General features: G+C 43.5%; 19 protein-coding genes. 5 read left to right on the top strand and 14 right to left on the bottom strand.

Annotation, left to right across the window (positions count from 1 at the left end):
• Window positions 1-256: 256 nt before the first annotated feature.
• The 3 genes from TZ97_RS06985 to TZ97_RS10925 form a co-directional block, all read right to left on the bottom strand.
• On the bottom strand, window positions 257-5,656 hold the full coding sequence (locus TZ97_RS06985; protein ID WP_045759848.1) for a Cna B-type domain-containing protein: 5,400 nt from the start codon (window positions 5,654-5,656) through the stop codon (window positions 257-259).
• A 304-nt stretch (window positions 5,657-5,960) separates the two neighbouring features.
• Complete coding sequence (locus tag TZ97_RS06990) at window positions 5,961-6,794, bottom strand: acyltransferase family protein (protein ID WP_327083385.1); 834 nt, start codon at window positions 6,792-6,794, stop codon at window positions 5,961-5,963.
• A complete protein-coding gene (locus tag TZ97_RS10925) occupies window positions 6,795-7,016 on the bottom strand; it encodes a hypothetical protein (protein ID WP_229289725.1) in 222 nt (73 codons plus the stop codon). It abuts the gene before it with no gap.
• Window positions 7,017-7,134: 118 nt separating this feature from the next.
• Here TZ97_RS10925 and pabB point away from each other — a divergent pair, with 118 nt between their 5' ends.
• The 4 genes from pabB (at window position 7,135) to TZ97_RS07010 (ending at window position 11,775) form a co-directional block, all read left to right on the top strand.
• Complete coding sequence (gene pabB, locus TZ97_RS06995) at window positions 7,135-8,862, top strand: aminodeoxychorismate synthase component I (RefSeq protein WP_045759849.1); 1,728 nt, start codon at window positions 7,135-7,137, stop codon at window positions 8,860-8,862.
• Window positions 8,862-9,476 carry an alpha/beta fold hydrolase gene (locus TZ97_RS07000; protein ID WP_031574607.1) on the top strand — a complete coding sequence of 205 codons (615 nt, stop codon included), beginning with the start codon at window positions 8,862-8,864 and terminating at the stop codon, window positions 9,474-9,476. The genes pabB and TZ97_RS07000 overlap by 1 nt, the downstream gene beginning before the upstream one ends.
• 580 nt (window positions 9,477-10,056) lie before the next feature.
• Complete coding sequence (locus TZ97_RS07005; protein WP_031574611.1) at window positions 10,057-10,965, top strand: ABC transporter ATP-binding protein; 909 nt, start codon at window positions 10,057-10,059, stop codon at window positions 10,963-10,965.
• Window positions 10,966-11,022: 57 nt separating this feature from the next.
• On the top strand, window positions 11,023-11,775 hold the full coding sequence (locus TZ97_RS07010) for an ABC transporter permease (RefSeq protein ID WP_045759850.1): 753 nt from the start codon (window positions 11,023-11,025) through the stop codon (window positions 11,773-11,775).
• A 20-nt stretch (window positions 11,776-11,795) separates the two neighbouring features.
• Here the strand turns inward: TZ97_RS07010 and TZ97_RS07015 are convergent, their stop codons facing one another.
• On the bottom strand, window positions 11,796-12,683 hold the full coding sequence (locus tag TZ97_RS07015) for a sensor histidine kinase (protein WP_045759851.1): 888 nt from the start codon (window positions 12,681-12,683) through the stop codon (window positions 11,796-11,798).
• Complete coding sequence (locus TZ97_RS07020) at window positions 12,683-13,372, bottom strand: response regulator transcription factor (protein WP_045759852.1); 690 nt, start codon at window positions 13,370-13,372, stop codon at window positions 12,683-12,685. Before TZ97_RS07020 ends, TZ97_RS07015 begins: the two co-directional genes overlap by 1 nt.
• Before the next feature lie 203 nt (window positions 13,373-13,575).
• On the opposite strand from TZ97_RS07020, the gene TZ97_RS07025 reads away from it, so the two are divergent.
• Window positions 13,576-14,109, top strand: coding sequence for a hypothetical protein (locus tag TZ97_RS07025; protein WP_024055193.1), 534 nt, complete (start codon window positions 13,576-13,578; stop codon window positions 14,107-14,109).
• A gap of 126 nt (window positions 14,110-14,235) precedes the next feature.
• Here TZ97_RS07025 and TZ97_RS07030 read toward each other — a convergent pair whose 3' ends face one another.
• From TZ97_RS07030 to TZ97_RS07070, 9 genes are all read right to left on the bottom strand, one after another.
• Entirely contained in the window at window positions 14,236-15,675 is a 1,440-nt protein-coding gene (locus TZ97_RS07030; protein ID WP_024055192.1) for a 6-phospho-beta-glucosidase, read from the bottom strand.
• Between the two features lie 188 nt (window positions 15,676-15,863).
• Window positions 15,864-16,211 (bottom strand): VOC family protein, encoded by a 348-nt coding sequence (locus TZ97_RS07035; protein ID WP_003008740.1) that lies wholly within the window; start codon window positions 16,209-16,211, stop codon window positions 15,864-15,866.
• 108 nt (window positions 16,212-16,319) lie between these two features.
• Entirely contained in the window at window positions 16,320-18,095 is a 1,776-nt protein-coding gene (spxB, locus tag TZ97_RS07040) for a pyruvate oxidase (RefSeq protein ID WP_003008742.1), read from the bottom strand.
• 348 nt (window positions 18,096-18,443) lie between these two features.
• Entirely contained in the window at window positions 18,444-20,666 is a 2,223-nt protein-coding gene (locus tag TZ97_RS07045; RefSeq protein ID WP_045759853.1) for a heavy metal translocating P-type ATPase, read from the bottom strand.
• Window positions 20,667-20,676: 10 nt separating this feature from the next.
• Window positions 20,677-21,048, bottom strand: a complete 372-nt coding sequence (locus TZ97_RS07050) for a cupredoxin domain-containing protein (RefSeq protein WP_023919099.1) — start codon at window positions 21,046-21,048, stop codon at window positions 20,677-20,679.
• An 18-nt stretch (window positions 21,049-21,066) separates the two neighbouring features.
• Window positions 21,067-21,462: a CopY/TcrY family copper transport repressor gene (locus TZ97_RS07055; protein WP_045759854.1), complete on the bottom strand. Its 396-nt coding sequence runs from the start codon at window positions 21,460-21,462 to the stop codon at window positions 21,067-21,069.
• Window positions 21,463-21,610: 148 nt separating this feature from the next.
• The gene (locus TZ97_RS07060; protein WP_045759855.1) at window positions 21,611-22,243 is read right to left on the bottom strand and encodes an SGNH/GDSL hydrolase family protein; all 633 of its coding nucleotides are present in this window, start codon (window positions 22,241-22,243) and stop codon (window positions 21,611-21,613) included.
• Entirely contained in the window at window positions 22,244-23,092 is an 849-nt protein-coding gene (locus TZ97_RS07065) for a Cof-type HAD-IIB family hydrolase (protein WP_045759856.1), read from the bottom strand. It abuts the gene before it with no gap.
• A 136-nt stretch (window positions 23,093-23,228) separates the two neighbouring features.
• On the bottom strand, window positions 23,229-23,807 hold the full coding sequence (locus tag TZ97_RS07070) for an HD domain-containing protein (RefSeq protein WP_045759857.1): 579 nt from the start codon (window positions 23,805-23,807) through the stop codon (window positions 23,229-23,231).
• Window positions 23,808-23,892: the final 85 nt, after the last annotated feature.

The following is a 23,892-nucleotide window of genomic DNA, read 5'->3' on the forward strand; positions in this document are numbered from 1 at the left end:
ACTTCTTTAAAGTTTTATTTATTAGTGTTATTCGACCATCTTCTGAAACTTTCCTCTGTGAGAAAAGTGCTAGAAACAATAATGTTTCTAGCACTCGGAATTATTGAGACCTTAGGCTCAATAATTAGTCATGGAACTTCTTCGAAGTTCGCTGACGTCCGCACTCACCTATGGAAAGTTTCTAAGATGACTTTGTCTTTAATATGAACAAACACCATCTCTGGTGTTTGTTTCATTTTATAAAGGAAGCACTAGCTTATTTTTTCTTTTTCTTCAAAATATAAGCTGCAATGCTTGCCAAGACAAAGGCTAAAACTAGGCTAATAATAGAGATGGTCGTACCTGTATTTGGTAAGAATCCTAAGATCTTGCCTGGTTTCTTCGGCTCTGGTTGGCTTGGTTTTTTAGGTTCAGGTTGACCCGGTTTCTTTGGTTCAGAAGAACTTGGAGGAGTTGGTTGTTTTGGAGTTTCTTTTGGAACATGCTTGTTAGTAATCACAACATTTCCTTTACCATCCTCGTCGTTACGAGCTTCATAGCCCTTTGGAACACTGACTTCTCTCACTGTATAAGTGATGGTGTTTCCATTTGCTTTTTCATCTAAATCTGCAAAGGTATGGGTCCACTTGTTTTCAGCTGACAATTCTACTTCTTGACCGACTTTTTGATCATTGGCATAGAGTTGAACGCGAATACTCTTCGGACGAATTCCATCCTTGTCATTCTCATCATCCCACTTCTTAGTGACCGTGACGCTTGTCTTACCAGGTGCATGGGTATTGGTAATGGTATAAGCAGCCTGATCAATTGTAGTCGTATATTCAGCTACCTTCTCTTCTTGAAGAGTATAGACGATTTCTTTTCCATCCTTGAATTTTGGTAGACCTGTGAAGCTTTCTTTCCAATCTGTCGCATTGGTGAGTTCTTTTTGAGCAACTTTTTCACCATTGGCAAGAAGGTTCACCACGATACTTGCTGGACGAAGACCATCTTGATTGTCTTGGTCATTCCAAATCTTGGTCACTGGAATATCGATCACCGCTGGCGTATGCGTATTGGTCAAGATCGTGTGAGCAGCATCAGAGGTATCAGCAGTGACTTGGTAGCCTTCAGGAACAGCGACTTCTTCCACACGGTAGCTGATAGCTTGACCAGCTTTCTTTTCAGCTAATTTGCTAAAGGTATGAGTCCATTGATTGTCCGCTGACAACTCCACTGGATCTCCTACTTTTTCATCACCAGCATAGAGTTGAACCTTAATGGATTTTGGACGAAGACCATCTTGGTTGTTGGCATCTTCCCATTTCTTCGTGACTTTCATCTCTGTCAAAGCTGGTTCATGCGTATTGGTCAAGACAACATTGGCCTTGTCCTTATCATTTACCGTCACCTTGTAACCATCTGGGACAGTTACTTCTTTGACTGTATATGCAATTGCTTTTCCGGCTGCCTTGGTATCAAGGTTTTCAAATGCACCTTTCCAGTCATTCGCGGCTGAAAGTTCTACCACTTGATCCGTCGCAAGACCATCTTTGTATAATTGAACTTGAATGCTGGCTGGACGGAGACCATCTTGGTCGTCTCCATCTTCCCACTTCTTGCTCACTTCTACTTTGGTCTTTTCTGGTTCGTGCGTGTTGGTCACGACTACTTGACCTGGATTGCTTGCTTCGACGGCTTGTGTGTAGCCTTCTGGAACATCGATTTCTTTGACTGTATAGTTGATAACTTGGCCAGCTTTCTTCTCATCTAGGTTTGAGAAGGTATGGGTCCATTTGTTATCTGCTGACAATTCAACAGCCTTACCAACCTTTTGATCACCAGCATACAATTGAACCTTGATTGTTTTTGGACGGAGGCCATCTTGGTTATTGGCATCTTCCCAGTTTTTGGTAACGGTGAGGCTTGTCTTACCAGGTTTGTAGCTATTGGTGATCGTCGTTCCATCAATCTTAGTGGTGTAATTATCCACTTTGTCCTCAGTCACTGTGTAGACAACTTTTTGACCATCTTTATAGACTGGTAGATCTGAGAAGGTATGAGTCCATTCATCTCCTTCACCAGTCAGATCAAGAGCTTGCACCTCTGTTCCATTTGCCAAGAGATGAACTTTGATGGTAGATGGGCGAAGACCGTCTTGGTTTTGTGCATCATTCCAGATTTTCTTGACAGTAACTGTCGTTGTCTCAGGAGTGCGCTTGTTAGTGATGGTTGCTTTCCCATCTGTGAAGCTGGCTTCTTCTGTATCAACTGTATAATGAGTTGGTACTTTCACTTCTTTGACCGTATAGGTATTGAGCTTGCTATTGCTGTCTTTATCTGGAAGGTTCGTAAAGTGAGCTTTCCAGTCTGTTGCAGCTGAGACCGTGACTGGTTTTCCTTGCGCTTTTCCATTCTTATAGAGTTGGAATTCGACACTTTCTGGGCGAAGCCCTTCTTGGTTGTCTTGGTCATCCCAAACTTTTGAAGCTTCAAGATCGATATACTTGATATCTGCTTCATTCGCGATTTCTAGAGGAAGAGCTTTTGAGCCGACAGCTTTTCCATCCACCGTGACGTGGTAGATTTGCTTGTCTGCATCATAGGTCACAACCACTACATGATCTGTTTCATCCAACTTGTAATTTGCAGGTGCTTGTGTTTCTTTGAGCGTATAGGTTCCTTCTGTTAAGGTGTTAAAGGAAAGTTCTCCATTCTTATCAGAAGTTGCCGTCGCAACAACAGCTCCATTTGCATCTGTTAAGGTAAATTCAGCACCTTCAAGGACTTTCTTCGGATTGTCCTTATCGACTTTCTTGACTTGGAAAGCTGCTGAGAAGATTTGTGCTGTTACGGTATTGGACTCACGGTTTCCTTCGTGGCCTTTAGCCTTGTATCCAAATTGGTTATGGGCTTGGACTACACCGGAACGTCCACCGTTGTCTTCGTTATCTTTGGTATGTTTTTGCATCAAGTCTTTGACGTCGTTTGTCAACTCAGTTGGGTTAACAACTGGGACACCAAAGTTTGCTTCACTACGGGCTGGGATCGTCGTTCCTTTATCCGCCACAAACTTGATACCCGTCACTTGACTGTAATCTGCTACAGCTGTCGTCCAGATATCCTTATCTGCAGCCTGCTCCATGGTGTCACTTGTGACACTAGGATCTGTCGTGTAGTAGACTGTCCAACCTTCAGGGGCAGCTATAGGTCCACGAAGACTAACCGTATATTCCGTCAAACGATTTGACCCATCTAGGGTATTGACATCGTGTACTTTTGGTAGAGCATCGTAAACAACTCCGTCTTCGACTGGCTTGTCTGTATTGTTTTTAATGGTGATCTTGTAGTTAAAGGTTTCACCAGGTTTGAAGGTACGAGTAACAGTAGATGCATCGGATAGATCATCATTTTTAGCAATGTATTTGCGAGCATAGATCCCTTCTGCTGCGACAATCGTATAATTTGATTGAGCATAAGGAATCTTATCGGTTGTTGATCCATTCCCGTTTAAGTCATAGACATCTTCGGTAACTCGATCAGGGTTGGCATTTTCAAGATCGTGGATTCCGTCTCCTGCCACATATACTTTATTGGTGAAGATTCCACCGTCATCTTTTCCTTTTAAATCGGCTACGATAAACGGTAAACGCACACGATTAAGATCCATAAGAGAAGCTTTAATAAACTCTTTTTGGTCCAAATGCATCACAATAGCGGTTCGACCTGAATTGTGGTAATTTTCAATGACCTCGTAGCTCTTAAGGAATTTCATACCTTTTTCACTAGAGGCAAGGTTTCTCTCAAAATCTTTAAAATCGACTTTAAGGGTATTCGGATCATAAAGATCAATAATCCGTAGGTCTCCATAATTCTTATCAGGATCTAAAACTACTTTGGTTGCCATCAAACCAAAACGAATATTTTGTCCATCAGTATAGCGAACATCATTGTAATCAGTCGTTTTTGCAATTTCAAAGCTTTCCTTCATAGGAATCAGCTTAAAGCTCCAATCTGCTGACTGATCTTTGGCAACGTTTGACTGTGTTTTATAAGTCACACGGCCTGTATTCTTGTAGACATTTTTGGTCGCATCGTTTTCATCGTAACGAGTCTTTTCTGGATCCTTAAAGCTTGTATAGGTATTGAGGCGAATTCCTTGACCAGATTGAAGGACAAAATCATCCTTCATTTCCATCCGCCAGCCGACAACCGTTCCATACTTGGTCAAATCAATTAGACCGTTTCCATCTTTATCTGCTTCTGACTGGATTTCTTTGGTGCTACCATCCTCCATGGTCAAGATAATTCGTTTGACAATGGTATGGATTTGTTTCCCAATCCCATAGTTTCCTTCCATCAGGCGACTATAATCGATCCTGGTAAACTTCAAGCGAGGGTCCACAGTCTCATCGTAAAAGACAAAATTCTTCTGCGGTGAAGGGGTATTGTTGGCGAAATTTAGGTACCATTTATAATTGGCAGACTTGTATTCGGTTGAGTCATAAACATCCCCATCCGCCCGTTTGGCAAAGCTTCCAGCCCCTTCAAGGTCACGTGAAGTCAAACGGAAAATAAGGGAATCTTCCGCTGTAATATCTGGTTCTCCCTCTCCACGGTTGGCAGGAATTCCTACGATGCTCCCAGTATTGGTCAAATCCTTGCTAAGAACGTCCTTGAGGGTTTGGTCTTTTTCTAAGACCAAATCAGGGAATTTCAAGTAGAGGTAACTTGTATCCTTGATTTTGGTCATAAATTCTTGGTGATAAGCTGCTGGATTGTCGTTTGCATCCGCCTTGAACGTCTTCGTAACGGTACCATCTCCATTGTCTACCCAGCCTTCAGACTTGGCTGTATCGAGAACAGCTGTGCGAGTCTTCCCACTCTTATCTGTATAGGTTGGTAACTTATCAGTGATCGTTGCTGATTCTAACTGACGGTATTGACCACCGTATTGACCACGCATTCCGTCCAATTGGAAGGCAAATGGGACAGAAGTTGGTGTTTCAATATAGTTCTTTCCATCCGCACCTTTGACAATACCTGGCATTGCTTCCGCATAGTCCTTAGACATGGCTTCGTTCAAGTTTTGGTTGATGTACTTGGTGAAACGATAATCGTTGTACTTAGGCTTCCAAATGATATCATTGAGCGCTGTTTCTTGCCCATTGATATTCAGGGTCCCCGTAATATCCAATGAATAATTTGTTGGTGCATAACCAATATTAAATTTTCCAATAAATGGCAGAGTTAGGACTTCTGACTTTTGGTAATTGTTAAAGTGAAGTGTGACTTGATAATCATCTCCAACTTTTGTAACCGTTGGTTTATCATGCTCTGAAGCACTATTGAAGTCAGGAATACTAACTTCTCGTAGGTACTTCCCAGGGACATTCAAGGTAACCGTTACCTCATTAATATCCGTTGTCAAATTCTTAGGGGTAATCTGGATGTAACCAGACATGGTGTCACCTGTATAATAGGACATGCCACTTGGATGGTCTTGTTTGTCCCCATATAAGAGAGTGACATCCAGAGCCCCATTATCTCCGACCGCTAGCTCGTTCGCAAAAGCTGTAATAGCTCCTTGCCCAATTTGACCTAGCATCATGAGAATCGTTAAAATGGCAAATCCTTTTTTAAGGAAGATTTTCCATAATGAACTCATCTTCTTCATTTTGTGTCTCCTTTATTTATTGTCAGCCCAGACGAATAGGCTTTCACTCCTATTTTATCATATAGAATTTCTAAATTCTCTTCTTTATAAAATCAAGTTTTAATATTTGTTTAATATAGACATATTTTGCAACAATGTCTATATTATAAGTCACTATCTGGTAGTGTTTTCCCCTTTCTTTTATCCAAGTGCAAGAAAATAAAACATCTATAAACGAGGGAATAGACCTACTAATTCTTATCTCTCCTTAATTTTTTTATTACAAAAAAACTCAAACACAACTGCTTGAGTTTTGTACACCCTACTATTGGTTGATTATTTTATCTAACTCTTCACCATTTGAAGGAATCTTTTGTTTTTCCCTTCTCTCTCGTACCCACAGCATAGCTAGTCCAAAAAGGTGACTACCAAACAAGGCAGTCACAAAAATCAGCTTGCCCCTGTCTGGATAAGAAAGCGGAAGAGTTCTAAACCCGTAGCGAGCCAACTCAATAAAGATCGGATGCGAAAAGTAAAGGGCCATACTCATCTGCTTTAAGTACTGCAAATCATAGCCTTTCAAAAAGGATGATTGCAGACAAGCATTGACCAAATAGACCGTCACAAAGGGAAGGAGCAAGAAAAAGTTCTTATCGATTCCTTCATGTTGAAAAATGATGAGGCCTTCTAAACAGAATAGTCCAAAGGAAAGGGCCACTTTTTGCCAACGGTGAACCCTAAAGGTTTGATCATAAAAATGATCATACAGATAATAACCCATAAAGATAAAAACAGGCGTATAAAAGAGACCATTTCGCGCTGTGAAAAATAAATTGCTGTAGAGCTGGTAGCCTTTGAGAAGACTTGTGGTATCCAGATAAGCCGAATAGGTCTCGATCAAGCCCCAGCAGTAAAGAAGAAAGGTGATCAACCCCGTCCAAACCATACCTAGGCGTTTGACCAATTGATTGAGCAAAAACAAGCCCAGCAAAAAAGCAGGAATATACCAGAGTTGGTAGCACATTCCCAAGTAGACCAGAGCAATCAAGATTCCTGCTGGAAAGAGATAAACAGGAAGATGGAGACTAGAGAAAAAGAGCCAGGCATAAGGGAGGTAAACGAAACTCCAAAACAAATAGTTTTTTACGATTTTGACCAGTTAGGCCTTCATTTTCTTAGAATTCCCTAGGGAGTGTTTGAGGAAAAAGCTGGCACAGACGATAAAAAATGGCACCGCTAGCCGGCCGAGCATACTCTTGAGACCAAAATGCAGTGGCTCATAAGAGGTCAAGCGACCACTATGCACCAAAATCACTGCAATCGCAAAGAGGTATTGAAAAAAGCTGATACTAGAGGTGTTATAGAGGGGATTCTTTTGCATAGTCCTACTCCTTGCCCAAAGCAGTTTCTATGGTTATTTTAGCATGAAAGGGAAGGCCAAGCAAGGAATCTTACATCCTTATCTACCTTTTTTCCTCTATTTTTGATATACTCAAAGCATGCATAAACAAACCATTATTGATTTTAAAGAGCTTGGATTGCGATACCTTTTCACCAAGCCCATAAAGGAATTAAAAACTAGAAACCTCGACCAGGTAGAGGATCTTCTTAGAGAAGTCGAAGCCTACCAGGAGCAAGGCTTTTATGCTGTTGGCTATGTCAGCTATGAGGCTGCTCCTGCTTTTGAGAAGAAGTTTGCTGTCCATCCAGCACCTCTTATGGGAGAGTATCTCCTCTATTTTACTATCCACGAGAAGGTCGAAACCCTTCCTTTTCCAGAGGACTATGAAGCTGTGGATCTTCCAGCCAATTGGAAGGAAGAGGTAGAGGCGCCTGCTTATCAAGAAGCCATCAAGACGATCCATCACCATATTCGCCAGGGAGATACCTACCAGGTCAACTACACTGTCCAGCTTTCTCAAGAGCTAAAAGCAGATCCTTTGGCCATCTACAATCGCTTAGTGGTAGAGCAAAAGGCCCATTACAATGCCTTCATCCAGCACGATGATGTCTCTATCCTCTCCATCAGTCCTGAGCTCTTTTTTGAGCAAGACGACCGGCTACTGACCACGCGCCCCATGAAAGGAACGACGCACCGTGGTCTCACCAACCAAGAGGATCTTCAAGAGGCTGCTTGGCTAGAAGCCGACCCGAAAAATCGAGCAGAAAACATGATGATCGTCGACCTCCTCCGCAATGACATGAATCGGATTTCGGAGATTGGAAGTGAGCAGGTAACCCGTCTTTGCCAAGTCGAGCAATACTCCACCGTTTGGCAGATGACCTCGACCATTGAAAGCCGCTTACGCCCCGAAGTCGACCTGGTCCAAACCTTCCGAGCTCTCTTTCCTTGTGGCTCGATTACAGGAGCACCGAAGATCTCCACTATGGAAATCATCCACAAGACAGAGAAGGCTCCTCGAGGTATCTACTGTGGAACGATCGGCATCCTTCTTCCAAAAGGGAAACGGATTTTTAATGTAGCCATCCGGACCCTTCAAATGCAAGGTAATCAAGCCATCTATGGTGTGGGAGGAGGCATCACTTGGGACAGTAAATGGGAAAGTGAATACCAGGAAACCAAGCAAAAGTCTGCTGTTCTCTACCGTCAAGAGCCTCGCTTTGAGCTTTTGACGACTGGCCGCATCCACAAAGGAGAGCTGACCTTCCTGGAGCAACACCTAACCCGTTTGAGAGAGGCTAGTCGCTACTTTGCCTATCCTTATGATGAACCCAAACTTCTGAACGACCTTCAAGAAGAGCTCACTCATTTGGATCCTAGCCTTGACTACCGTTGTCGCATTGCCTTGCAGAAAAACGGAAGCTTCCAGCTGACGATCACCGAGCTGACAGACTTGCCAGCTAGCTATCTACAGGCCCAACTGACCGAGCAGAAGCTTGATTTAGCGACGCCATTTACTTATTTCAAAACGAGTCAGAGAGACCATCTAGGCCAGTCAGATCACGAGCAAATTTTTCATCTGCCAGACGGAAGCTTGCTAGAGACGACGATTGGCAATCTGGTGCTGGAGATAGAGGGACAACTCTATACCCCACCAGCTCACCTCCCCTTACTCGATGGCATTTATCGGCGCCATCTTCTTGAGACCCAGCAGGTTGAAGAAAAACTCTTAACTCTGAACGATTTAATAGACGCCGATCGTATTTATGCCTGCAATGCTCTTCGTGGTCTCTACGAACTCGATTTTCAAAGAAAGGATTCCTGATGAAACTGATTTTTTTACATGGACTAGGGCAAGATGTCCTCTCTTGGCAAGGAGTCCAATTTGCACTTTCACCCTTGCACTCCAAAACTTTTGATATTTTCTCCCATCCAAAAGAAAGCTATCAGGAAGTCAAAGAAAGGTTGATGGAGCGCCTCCAGCAAGAGAGCGAACCCTTTATTCTGGTAGGACTTTCACTAGGTGGTGTGCTTGCTCTTGATCTCTCCAGACAAGACTTCCCGCAACTCAAGGGCTTGGTCCTTGCGGGAAATCAATACAAACTCAACACCAATCCCCTCTATCGGCTCCAGATTCTCCTTTTTCGTCTGCTTCCCAAGCATGTCTTTGAAAAACAAGATGCCAATAAACAACAGATGCTTCAAATCTTGACGGAATTAAAAGGGCTCAATTTAACCGATACCGTTAAAGCTTGCCCTCTCCCTAGCTTGGTGATTTGTGGTAGCAAAGATTGGGCCAATCAATCTTCTTCTAAAAAATTGGCCAATCTCCTGCCAAAAGGCCGCTATCAAGAAATCGCAGACGGAGGCCATCTACTCAATACCGAGAAACCCTATGAACTCGCGCAAGCCATCAAGGAGTTTGTCGCTGAATTTTAAAATGAAGAGGCTAGCTTAAAAAACAGTTCCTCTTAATGTAGATAAAGTATTTTTTCATGTTACATAACTTAAAAAATCAAGAACTTTAAAGAAATGTTTATTTTTAAAGTTATGCATGAATTTCTTGAGGCTTTCCGCCGTGAGAAAAGTGCCTGAAACACAATTGTTTCAGGCACTCGGGAGTTTTGAGAGTAAAACAGTTTGGGGAACTGTTTTAGCCTGAGCCTAAAAATTGAAAAGGGAAGGGGCTCAAAACGAATTGAACTCGGGCTGCGGATTGTGTCAAAAAGATAAGTTCTCCTAGAATCAAAAGATTCCGCGTCAAACTTCCTATTTTGACTTTATCCGCAGACGCCCTCTGTATCTTAATTAGTCATGGAACTTCTTTGAAGTTCGCTGACGTCCGTACTCACCTAAGGAAAGCCTCTAGGAAAACTTAGTCTTAAAGTCACGGCTAACTTTTTAAAAGTTAGTCGTTTTTTTAGAAATATTTGAGAATTGCTTGATAGTTATTTGAAAAGCAAGCTGTATACTAAGAGTGTAAAGAAAACAACTAGTCATTTGGACGAAGGAGAAAACCATGGAAAAAGTATTAGAAATTTCCCATTTGAGTAAAAAATTTGGTCAACAATACGCCTTAAATGATGTGAATCTCACCATTCGCAAAGGCGACGTTTATGGCCTGATCGGTAAGAACGGGGCTGGGAAAACCACCCTCATCAAGATCATCACCCAGCTGATTCAAGAAACTGACGGAAGCGTCTCTCTCTTTGCTTCTACAAATCGCTCCCAGTGGACCCAAGCCTTGAAACGGGTTGGATCTGTCATTGAAAGTCCCGTGGCTCACAAGCATATGACCGCCTATCAAAACCTGGTCTACTATTGCAAGGCTCGCCATATTCCCAATCCCGACCAGGTCATCAAAGAAACCTTGAACTATGTTGGCCTGAATAATACGGGTAAGAAGAAATTCCGCGATTTTTCACTGGGGATGAAACAACGGTTGGGAATTGCAATTGCGCTCATTGCCAAGCCCGACTTCCTCATTCTAGACGAACCCATCAATGGTCTCGATCCTGTCGGAATCAAGGAATTCCGTCAGATGATCAAGCGCCTCAACGATGAACTCGGCATGACCATCCTCATTTCCAGTCACATCCTCTCTGAACTTTATCTGGTTGCCAACCGCTTTGGTATTGTCGACCAAGGACGCCTGATCAAAGAAATTAGCAAGGCTGAATTCGAAGAGCAAGGAGAAGATTACATCATCCTCAAGACTAGCCAGCTAGCCCTTGCGAGTCAACTGATTCAGGATCAACTCCATCACCGTATCAAGGTCATCGATAAGGATGGAGAAATCCATATCTTCGGACAGACTCATGATATTAAAGTCATTGTCAAAGCCCTCGTTCAAGCGGATATTGATGTGGACGAAATCTACTATGCCCGCCAAGATCTGGAAAAATTCTTTACGGACTTGGTAGACTAGTCCAATCACCGTCTTCCTCTATTACCTATCCCACATATTTCATTTAGGAGATTTATCATGTTGCATACCATTCAAGCAGATTTTTACAGACTTTTTCGCTCCAAAGGTTTTTGGATTACAGAAGCCATTCTCGTTCTCAACATCCTGTCTGGAGTCATCTTTGGAGCTACTGGCCACGTCGGCGTCAATACGGAATCCAAATTGCCCCAAGCGACCGAAGTTTGGACAGGCTTTAAAGCTTTGACCAACTACTCTTCCAGCATCAGTGTGACCATCCTCTTTACCATTATTGTCATCACCTTGGTCCTGGGAACAGACTTAACGCAAAACTTATACAAGAATAGTCTGGCCTATGGCGTTTCTCGCACCAGCTACTACTTTGCCAAAAGTGCTGTTGTCCTGACCATTGCTCTCTTCCAATTTCTCGTTTCTTATGGTCTCGTCTTCTTGATCGCGACCTTCTACAATGGACTTGGCACCATGCCAGATCACTTCTTGGCTCATTTTGGACTGACTATTCTGATTCAGTTCCTCTGCACCTTGGCTTGGGTCAGCATCATTTCCTTCCTCCTCTACGCCAGCCAATCCATCACCTTGGCCTTCGTTGGCTACTTCATTGGAAATATCTTCTTAAGCCTGCCTGCGCTCTTCTTCAAAGATATTGACATTTTCCACTTTATAAACTTGGAATTCCAATATTCCTTGGTACAGAGCACCACAGCAACGACCAACACCCTCTCAATCGCCCTTGGATTCATCCTTGTTTTCGGATTCTTGGGACTCGCTACTTTTAAACACAAAGATTTATAACAAACAGGCTTGACGATTGGTCAAGCCCTATTTTTTAATGTAATTGTCAAAACAAACCAGTCTGCCTCCGTTGCCAGTTGCAAGTCTCCCCCTAAGATCTCTACAAAATTTTGAATGATGTAAAGGCCTAAGCCGGAAGACTCTTCTGTGTCCGATAAATTCTCAGAGTAGAAGCGACTAGCCAGTTGGTCTAAGTGTTGAATCGGTTGTTGCACGATATTGCGCAGCTCGACCCGAATCGTGTCCACGTCCGAGGTCAAGGTCAAACGTGCCTGCTCCTTTCCATGCTTGAGGACATTGCTGAGCATATTTTGCAAGAGGCGCTCCCAGAGCTCTGGATCCGTAGCATAATGAAGATGCTCTTCTAGCTCTACCTCTAAGGCAATCCCCGCCTCAGACAGGCTGTCATAATACTGGAACAACTGCTGGGTCAGGACTTGGCTGAGATCGACGTCTGAAATCCGAGGCTGAATAGCTCCCTCCATCAAGCGTCTGTATTCCAAGAGAGATTCCAAACGTTTTGAGACGACTTGAAGATTGGAAGCAATTTTCTTCAGCTTTTCTTCTTCCTGCGTCCCTCCTTTGATGATTTGTTGGGTATAGCCCGATGCAATGGTCAAAGGTGTCCGAATATCGTGAGCAATATTACTGATGGCCATATCCAAGGTCTTTTTCTCTTGAAAGGCAATCCGATTGGTCCGCTCGATCTGATCAAAGAGATCACTGACCTGCTTGGTCAAGGCGACCAATTCTTTTTTTGAGAGCTGAGAGGTCAGCCGTACCCCACTTCCGCTTTGAAATTTCTTTTGAATCTGCTCCTGCAAATCCTTTAAGGCAGAAAGCAAGCGAGCATAGCCCAAACCCAAGAAAAGGACAAGGACGACAAGAATTAGAACTAAAACCCACATTACTTGTCTCCTTTCAAGCGAACACCCAAGCCCCAGACCGTTTCAATATAGTCCTCATCTGGATCAAGCTGGGCAATTTTCTTTCGGAGATTGCTCAGTTGGGCATTGAGGGTATTGTCACCAGGCAGATAGACTTCTTCCCAGACCGCCTCATACAATTCTTCCTTGGTGAAAATCTTCCTTGGATGCGCCAGCAAGGTCTCAAAAATTTGAAATTCTTTTTTGCCCAAGCGAAGCGTCTGTTCTCCGGACTCCAATTCAAAAGTTTCTGGATTCAGGATCAGATTTTTAAAGGAGAGCTTTTGCGACGATTGAGCTTCCTGTGCTACCGTCGGTTGATTTCTCAACTGCACCGTCACCCGAGCCGCCACTTCGTCCAGATTAAAGGGCTTGACAATATAATCATTGGCACCTGCAAGGAGATACTGGCTAATGAGGTGTTTGTCTCCAAGAGCCGTCATCATGATAACCGGTGTCTGACTGTGCAAACGGATTTCCTCAAGGACCTGGTCCCCATTTTTCCCTGGAAGCATGATATCCAGAAGGACCAAATCAACAGCTTCTTGCTGGAAGAGCCGCAGCCCTTCTGTACCTGAAAAAGCCTGAAGGACCTCATGGTCTTCACTTAAGAGACTGTATAAAATTTCTTGGATATCATTATTATCCTCGATTAATAAAATCCGTGTCACTTGCCTCGCTCCTTTTTTCTTTTCTTGCGAAATCAGTTCTATTCCCCTAGCCTATCAAATAAAGGGACCTTCGTCAATGAAAATCTGATAAAATTCTATTGTCCCCAGGTAGATCTGCATGTTAGGTCATCACAAGATGAACTTGACGATCCTTTCTTTCAAAGGGTATAATAGGACCAATGACACAATAGGGAGACTCATCTATGAAAAATAATGCTAAAACTAAAATCAGTCTTGTATCCATCCTTGTCATCCTGGGCGTTGCTGCAAGAATGATGCGAGTCATCCACCGCCAGCAAATCAGGGAGCAAAACAGACAAACCATTCAAACGACTAAAAAGGTTGCAGAGTTTCAGAAAACACTAGACGAGGAAGAAACGAAGAAACGGAACGAAACCTTCAACAAGATTTATAATGAATCCCTTGTTCGGAATAAGTTTGAGAATTGGCAAAAAGTCGATGAAGTCCATGGTTTGGGACAAAGAACTGGGCAATTTTATATCTATAACTTTGAAAAAAAGGAAGAAATCCTTTTAGAGAATACAGATCAAGCATTTGTTCTACCCATTCGAGACAAGAGCAATAACGTCACATTTGAGGCCATCTTTGCCCACAAGGACGGTCAGTGGCACATCATGAAGCCAGACGGAAGTTCACAGTTGCAACTAGGAGCAGCCAACATTTCCGCTGAATCTAAGTTTGTCATCGAGAACAATGTCTTAGATTACGACCAGTAAATTCGTAATGACTTGGCTTAACAACATACAAAAAGCTTAGGACCCCAACTTGTGGTTGGAATTCTAAGCTTTTTAGTTTGCTGCCAGAGAGTCATCCAGAAGATGGTTTAGCTCTAGGGAAGACTTTTATTTAACAGAAGCCCCATTGGTCTCAATGACTTCTTTGTACCAATAAAAGGATTTCTTACGTGAGCGGGCTAAAGTTCCTTTTCCTTCATTGTCCCGATCGACATAGATAAAGCCGTAGCGCTTCTTCATTTCTCCAGTCCCGGCAGAGACCAGGTCAATACAGCCCCAAGTCGTATATCCCCAGAGGACAACACCATCTTCGTTAATGGCATCTCGCATGGCCTTGACATGGGCAGCCAGGTAGTCAATCCGGTAGTCATCCTCAATCTCCCCGGCTTCATTTGGGGTATCAACGGCGCCTAGTCCATTTTCTACAATAAACATAGGCTTTTGATAACGATCCCAGATGGTGTTGAGGGTAATGCGGAGACCAAGAGGGTCAATCTGCCAACCCCATTCTGAGCTTTCTAGGTAGGGATTCTTCAGAGAGGCAAAGATATTGCCCGCTGTTTTCTCCCTTTCAGCTGGATCCCCAGAAGCGACCCGACTGGCATAGTAGGAGAAGGAAATAAAGTCCACCGTATGGTCTTTCAACAATTGCAGGTCCTGCTCCGTCATCTCGACCGTGATTCCCTGACGCTCCCACTCTTTCTTGGCATAGTTAGGGTATTCCCCACGCGCCTGCACATCGATGAAGAAATAGTTCTTGCGGTCTTCTTCTAGACCAGCCCAGACATCTCGTGGAGCACAGGTATGCGGATAGTTTTGCCCTGCTGCTAGCATACAGCCGACCTTATTGTTAGGATCAATCTCATGGGCTAGCTTGGTGGCAATGGCTGAAGCGACCAACTCATGGTGAGCCGCCTGGTATTTGATTTGCTCCTCATTCTCCCCTTCTTCAAAGCAGAGACCCGCTCCCATAAAAGGCGCATGGAGGATCATATTGATCTCATTAAAGGTTAGCCAGTATTTGACCAAGCCCTTGTAGCGAGTGAAGAGGGTCCGGCAGAGACGTTCATAACATTCCAACATCTTGCGACTACGCCAACCTCCATACTCAGTAATCAAATGCATGGGACAGTCAAAGTGGGTAATGGTCACCAAGGGTTCAATGCCATACTTATGGCACTCCTTAAAGAGGTCTTCATAGAACTGTAGACCTGCTTCATTCGGCTCTAGTTCATCTCCTTTAGGAAAGATCCGAGACCAGGCAATGGACAAACGATAGGTTTTAAAGCCCATTTCCCCAAAGAGCGCAATGTCTTCCTTGTAGCGATGGTACATATCAATGCCATCCTTAGCCGGATAAAAATAGCCCTCTTCAAAATCGAACATCTTTTTCTGACCTGTAATAATGGCGTGCCGATCAGGCCCAATCGGCACCACATCCACATTGGCCAAGCCACGGCCGTCTTCATTATAAGCTCCCTCACACTGGTTAGCAGCCGTCGCACCACCCCAAAGGAAACCATCTGGAAATTGAAGTTTGTCGGTCATCTCTCTACCTCACTTGATTTGATAGTTCTATTATACCTTTCTCTTTCCAAAAAATCCTACAAGATCCTATGAAAAACTGATACTATTCTAAGGTAACTCCGACACTTGGGAACATAAAAAGACCGGATGGCTCCGATCTTTTTAAGTTCCACTCCAAGAACGTTTAAATTTTTTGATAATATAATTACCTATTTCATACGATAAAAATCAATCACTAAACCAGCTGGGCCTTCAACTAGCAGGCTTTCGGTTCCCCAATCGGTTACAACTGGACCGTTTAAAACTTGGATACCAAGCTCTTTCAACCGTTTGTAGTTCTGGTCTACATCCTCAACCTCGATATGAAGAATGATTCCTGACTGAAAGTTTTCCAAAGGAACCAAATGATTTTGAGACAACATGAGACAGTGACTGCCAATCGTGAACTGAGCAAAACTGTCGTCAACATAATCGGCTTTTTTATCCAAAATATGCTCCAAGTCAGCACAGACCTGGGGAATATTTGAAACGATGATATCTAACTGATTTAAATTCATTTACTATCCTCCATAAAAAGACCGGATTGCTCCGATCTTTTAAGTTTCTCTCTACAAAATCAAAGAATATAATCTACAATATTTACATTTGATTTTCGACGAGCAGGATTATTTGATTGCGCGTGATTGCAACCCTTCTTCTTCCAAGAAGAGACGGAATGGTACGAGTTCTTCTGCTTCGTATTTTTCCTTGAAGGCTTTGATGGCTTCTTCTGAGTGTTGTTTTGGATCCAACTCAAGAACTTCTACTGGAAGTGGACGGTGTTGCGTGATGCGAGCATCGATGACAACTGTCTTACCTTCTTTGTTCAATTTAACAGCTTCAGCAACGACTGCGTCGATGTCTTCGATACGGTTTACAGTGAATCCTACAGCACCTTGAGCTTCAGCGATTTTCGCATAGTCAGCATTAGGGAAGTCACAACCAAACAAGTGTTTGTTTGTGTCTTCGTATTTGTCCTTGATGAAGGCATATTTACCATTTGAGAAGACAACGTTGATAACTGGAAGATCGTATTGAACGTTTGTGATAACGTCTGGGTAGCACATGTTGAATGCACCGTCACCCATGATGTTCCATACTTGGCGATCTGGATTGTCTTTCTTAGCAGCAATACCACCAGGAAGGGCGATCCCCATTGTCGCAAAGAGTGGAGATGTACGCCACATGTTCTTAGGTGTCATGTGAAGGTGACGAGTAGATGTTTGAGTAGTGTCACCGACGTCGATTGAGTAGATAGCATCTTCGTCAGCGTATTTGTTAATAGCATTGTAAACTTGATACAATTGCAATTCACCCTCAGTTTTACCTTCGAGTTTGTTCATGTAGTCGCGCCAGTTTTGGTTATTCTTCACGTTTGCACGCCACCATGGAGTAGACTCAACTGGGTTTACTTTATCAAGGATGGCTTGTGCTGCTTGACCAGCATCCCCAAGGATTGAAGCATCAAGGGCATGGCGTTTACCAAGTTTGTAAGGGTCGATATCTACTTGGATGAATTTTTCAGTGTTTTTGAAGGCTTCGTAAACTTCAGCAAATGGGAAGTTTGAACCTAAGAAGAGAACGGTGTCAGCTTCAAAGACTACTTCGTTGGCTGGTTTCCAACCAACACGGTAAGCAGAACCTGTCAAACCTTCATAGTTCCATTCAAACGCTTCAAAGTTTTTACCAGTTGTAATGATTGGTGCTTTAATTTTACGAGACAATTCAGTGATCACATCACCCGCACCAACTCCACCGAAACCAGCGTAGATCACTGGGCGTTCAGCATTGTTCAAAATTTCAACTGCTTTATCGATTTCCACTTCGTTCAAGGCAGGAGCGATAAAGTGACGTTCATAAGAACCTGATCCGTAGTAAGAGTTTTCGTCGATTTCTTGGAAACCAAAGTTTACTGGAATTTCAACAACGGCTGGACCTTTTTTAGAAACGGCAGCACGGCAAGCTTCGTCGATTACTTTTGGTAATTGTTCTGCGTAAGCTACACGTTTGTTGTAAACAGCGATACCGTTGTACATTGGGTTTTGGTTCAATTCTTGGAAGGCATCCAAGTTCAATTCGTTAACTGGACGTGATCCAAGGATAGCAAGGAATGGAGTGTTATCCATCGCTGCATCGTAAACACCATTGATCAAGTGAGTCGCACCAGGTCCACCTGAACCAACTGCAACCCCGATAGAGCCACCAAATTTAGCTTGCATAACCGCTGCAAGAGCACCAGTTTCTTCGTGACGAACTTGCAAGAAACGGATATCTTTGTCTTCAGCCAAAGCGTCCATCAGTGAGCTAAGTGTTCCAGATGGGATACCGTAGATCGTATCTACACCCCATGTTTTCAATACATTAAGCATTGCTGCAGATGCAGTAATTTTCCCTTGAGTCATTCTAACTCTCCTTTAATTCTATTTTGATCCCTTAAAATGCAGCATAGCGCTTCTACTTCATCTTTGCGATCATCTCGCCTTGAAAATGAGTTTTTTCTGACTTTTCTCATGAAAACGATTTACAAAACGATTACAGTATTAATTTATCACAAAGAGATTCACATGTATAAGGATCTGCTCAGAGATGCTCAATCCCTATTCCATAACAGATGCTCTTTTTGAGAAATTTTCACAAACTATCCTACAATAGGGTATTTTACTATAATTTCATACTCCCTCTTTTCCCTCGTCGCTCTAAGGAAAAGAGAAAAAGAGTGATACAGAATTCTGTACCACTTCTTATTTTCGTTAATCTATTTTCGCGACATTGAGAAGCAGCGAGCTAGTCAAAACAGACACAGAACTAAGGGCCATAGCAAGACCTGCTAGTTCTGGATTGAGGGTCAATCCCAGTCCTACAAAGACTCCAGCAGCAATTGGAATCCCAAGGATATTGTAGATAGAGGCCCAGAAGAGATTGAGTAAGATGCGACGGAAGGTCTTTTGACTCATGTCAAAGGCGCGCACAACTCCAAGCAAATCATTTTGCGTGAGCACGATGCCACCGGACTCGATCGCAATATCCGTTCCAGATCCCATAGCAATTCCGACATCGGCGATCGAAAGAGCTGGAGCATCATTGATCCCATCTCCCACAAAGGCTACCTTACTGCTTTCTTGCAGTTTTTGGATGGCGCTGGCTTTTTCTTGAGGGAGCACATCAGCGATCACGGTATCAATGCCCACTTGCTTAGCAATAGCTTGGGCCACCCGTTCATTATCCCCTGTTAACATGACCGTTTTCAAGCCCCGTTCTTTGAGCTTTTTGATCGCTTCTTTTGAGCTGGCCTTCGGAGCATCTTGAATGGCAATCAAGCCTATCACTTGCCCATCCACAGACAAACTGATCACTGTTTTGGCCTGCTCTTGCAACTCTACCATCCGTTTTTCAAGCTCCGGATCCATCGCTGTCCCGTCATGAAGTTTGCCATTTCCCAAGGTCACCAACTGCTGGTCGATCTGACCTTGGACCCCTTTTCCTTCGATCGCTTGGAAGTTTTCCACAGGGATTAGCACCAAACCTTTTTCTTCTGCTCGTGATAAGACCGCTTGCGCTAGGGGATGTTCTGAAAAAGTTTCAAGACTAGCAGCCAGTGTCAAGACACGCGCTTCATCTCCTACAACATCGGTTACAAGTGGTTGGCCAATGGTAATAGTCCCTGTCTTATCAAACACAACGGTTTGAATCTTTTGCACTTCTTGAAGAACTGTTCCATTTTTAATCAGAACCCCCATCTTGGCACTACGGCCGGTTCCGACCATCAGAGCTGTTGGGGTTGCTAAACCAAGGGCACAAGGACAGGCAATAATGAGGACAGAGACTGCATAGAGCATGGCCTCTTGAAGCGACGCGCCCAGAAGCACGGACCAAACCCAGAAAGTCGCAATGGCCAAAATCGTCACCACTGGAACAAAGATACCTGAAATCTTATCCGTCAGATCTTGAATAGGAGCACGACTGGATTGGGCCATTTTGACAAAGTCCACAATTTGAGATAAGAGGGTCTCACTACCGACTTTTTCAGCCTTAAAGAGAATGGTCCCATTGCTGTTGATAGTGGAGCCAATCACTGCATCACCAACTGATTTTTCCACAGGCAAGCTTTCACCTGTCACCATCGACTCATCAATGGTCGTACTTCCTTCTACAATCGTCCCATCAACCGCGATCTTTTCCCCAGGACGGACCCGAATCAAATCACCAATGTGGATATCTTCCGCCGCCACCTCGACATAGTTCCCATCACGAAGAACTTGAGCCGTTTTTGCCTGCAAATCCAACAACTTTTCCACAGCCTCGGAGGCATTGTTACGCATCCGTTCCTCAAAGACTTGCCCTAAGAGGATAAAGAAGATGATAAAACCCGCAGCCTCAAAGTATACTGGCTGACCAGTAAAGAGGGCAAATACACTATAGACATAGGCTACCAGAGTTCCCAGAGCTACCAAGGTATCCATATTGGAATGGTGCTTCTTAAATGAGGCCCAGGCACTCTTGATAAAAGGAACTCCTGCTACCAACATGATCGGCGTTGTCGCTAGAAAAGTCCCCCAGCGACTGACTTGATGGGATACAAATCCTGCCCACATCCCGATCATCAAGATCAATAAGGGAAGAGTAAAGATACTAGTAATCCAAAAGCGATCCCGTAAACTTAAGACACGACGGCGTTTTTCCACAACCGTGTAGGAACCCTTTTGCATCTTCATTCCACATGAAAACTCGAAGTCCCCTGTTTCTGTCGGGGTAAAGGATATCACCTTATCCACACCGACTTCCAAAGGCTCTAAAATCCCCTGATCTTCAAACAAAATTTCCTTGTAACAGCCGGAAGGATTGACCCGATGGAAGGTGATTTCAGCAGGGATCCCTTTTTGAAGTTGAAATTCCTTTGGACTATAGCCTTTTTCTGCTGTAATACGGATCTTTTGCACTCCGTTTTCCACAACTGCTTTTTGTTTTTCTACCATACCTACTCCTTTATTCCACAATCATGTGACCATGCATCATGTTCATTCCACATGAATACCCATATTCGCCCGCTTTTTCTGGCGTAATTTCAATGACATGTTTTTCACCTAAAGGCAAAGCTTCATGAACCCCAAAGTCTGGAAAGATCACTTGGTCAAGACATGAAGAGGGATCCTTGCGATTAAAGATGATCCGGGCTGGAACATTCTTTTTCAGGACAATGGTTTCAGGCGAATAGCCCCCCATGACTTCGACTTCAATTTCTTGATAACCTGATTTCTGACGAGCGTGGTCGCTTACCTTTTCATGCTCTGCAAAGAACCACCAAGCAATAAAAGCAACCCCAAGTAAACAAACAATACTAATTAACAATCCAAACATTGAAATTCCTTCTTTCTATTACATACAATTGCAAGGGACTGTTTCGACAGCCTCTGCTTTCTTTTCTTCCAGGACCTGCTGCAGCTGATTAAGATCTGCAAGCGTAAAGTCACTCTCCTGAATCAAGTTTTCAAGCACCTGGACAATTCTTTTTGAGCAAACCTTGTCCTTCACATCCTCAACCACCAAGTCTAAACTTTGGTCCTGCTTCAACAAAGCCGAGTAGACAAAGGCTTTGCCAGATTTTTCTCTAGTCAAGCACCCCTTTTCTACCAAGCGCGTCAAGAGGGTCTTGATGGTCGACTTGGACCAGTCAAAGCGCTCGGACAAGACGGCGATCAAATCCCTGCTGGTCTGCTTGCCTTCCATCCAGATAATCTTCATGATGCGCCATTCCGCATTGGAAATTTGCATGGCCTCTCCTTTCTAAATCTACATTTGTAAATCTTATGATGCTATTCTACTCCTAAGATTTACATTTGTCAACCAAAAGATTTAAAAAAAACAAATCTTCCTTTGAAGATTTGTCTAGTTGGGCTTTTTTCGCTCCCTATTTTTGTCTCTATAATATCTCCTGCAGAGCTTGGGCTAGGATGCGGTAACCAGCCACACTTAAATGGAGGCCATCTGTCGTATAGGCTTCTGCCAACTGCCCCTTTTCATCCAATAAAGACGAATACACATCGACATAGCTGACCTGGTGGTAGGCCTGAGCCAATTCGCGATAGGCCTGGTTGAGGGACTGAATTTTTTCATTGGTCCGCACATAGACCTTTTGTTTGTAGCGCTCTTCTTGACTCACCGGTAAAACCGAGATCAGGTTGATGTGGGTCAGCGGAAAATCTCGCATAATTGCTTGTAAGACCGCTTCTACATTGTCTAGGGTTTCCTTTTGAGGAATTTCTTTTCCGATATCATTGGTCCCGATCAAGAGAAAGATCTGATCCACCGCCGTTCCAAAGACATGGGCGTCTAGATGCTCACGAAGGAGATCCGTCTTATAGCCTCGCACTCCTCGATTGACCATGTGCTTGGGACTTTGTAATAGTTCATGAATGGGAAAATACTCTACGATGGAGTCTCCGATAAAGATCAAACCAGGCTCCTTCAGAGGGGCTTGATTGAGTTCCCGATAGGTTGTTATGATTTTCTCCTGCTCCTTTAAGAGCCAGTCTTCTAACAGTTGTACCGCCATCTATTTCTCTCCCTTCACTTGTTCCCAGGGGGTCAATCCTAGATACTCTTCGATCACCTGGTAGACACCACCTTCTTGATGGCTCGGTGCTAGGTGTTTGGCAACAGCTTTGACAGCTTCTTCTGCATTGGCTACAGCATAGGAGTGACCTGCCATTTCAAGCATTTCGATGTCGTTTCCACTATCACCAAAGGCCATGACCTGGCTGGCGTTAAGCTGCCACATCTCCATTAATTGAGCCAGTCCCCAGGCCTTGTGAATACCTGCTTGTAAGAGATCCATGCTGCCAAAACCGCTCGATACCGCCATCAGCTGATCTCCAAAAGCCTGTTGGACTTCCCGACTCACTTGATCAAGACGATCCAAGCCAACCACCAGGCTCATTTTGAGCACCTGATCAAATAAATCTGCTGTCAATTCCGGGACAAACTTCATCCGCTTGTACAAGGCTTCAATTACTTCCGGTCGCATGAATTTCTCAACTTCTGTAAAGACTGTTCCTTCCTTGGCAAAGCCACCATTGACAGCCGATACAACCAGCTGATCTGAAATTTCCCGGCCCTTAAAATACGCAAGAACCGCCTCCACTAGTTGTCGATCCCAGAATTTTCCTAAAATCATCTGATCGTCTTCGAAAATCCGTGCTCCATTGGCTACGACTAGGGTCACCCGCTTGACCAAAGGACCCAAGAGATGGCGCATCCGATGGATTTCATTTCCCGTCGCAATGACAAAGCGAATCCCTTTTTGATCCAAGTGGTCCAACAGCCTTTCCAGGCGCGGGAGATCCACCTCTCCTCGCTCATCTAATAAAGTTCCATCCATATCTGTAGCAATCAACTTAATCATACAATCTAACCTTTTCCCTTTCATAGGGTGCAAACTATCTGTTCCCATTATACCACAGATCAAGCAAGTCAAAACCACCCGTGAAAACAGGTGGTTTACTTTTAGTCTGAAAGTTGCTACTAAAGACCAAGTGATATCATAAATATAATCCCTTTTCTACACTTTCCTGAACCAACTCTTCCGTCAGTTTCCATAACGCTTTGGACTCACTTTTTATAAATTTTTTCTTTTCTAATACCATCTCTGAACGGATATGATCGGGATTATAATTTACTTCTGACACTTCCAAATGATTGATCAGTGGTACCAATGCATCAATCACTCTTGCATATCTTGCCTCAGGACTCTGCCCTTTTTCAAACTCCAACCACGAATTTTTCATATTCAAATAGGTTGCTTCTGGAAGGAGGCTCATTGTTTTTTCTATAGATGCTAGCTCTCTATCATGAGCATGAAGCTTTTTTTCATCATCAAACACCCAAGTTTCTCCGGCATAAATCTCATCTAAATCATGAATCAATAACAGAAACATGACCTTTTCCATATTCAATTTTTCAGGATAATAATCTTGAAGAACCATCGCAGCTATCGCACCCTGCCAAGAATGCTCGCCACTATTTTCAAACCGTCCATCAAGGGTTCTATTAAACCTTGTTACCGACTTTAATTTCTCGATTTCTTTAATAAATTCAACTGTCTGATTCAAATCACTCATGGCAACTCCAACCTCCCTATTCGAAATTACGACTATCATACCAGAAATCCTGTTTTCCATAAATGAATTCCCGTATTTGCAAAAA

It is taken from the genome of Streptococcus parasanguinis (assembly GCF_000963275.1).
GTDB lineage: Bacteria > Bacillota > Bacilli > Lactobacillales > Streptococcaceae > Streptococcus > Streptococcus parasanguinis_B.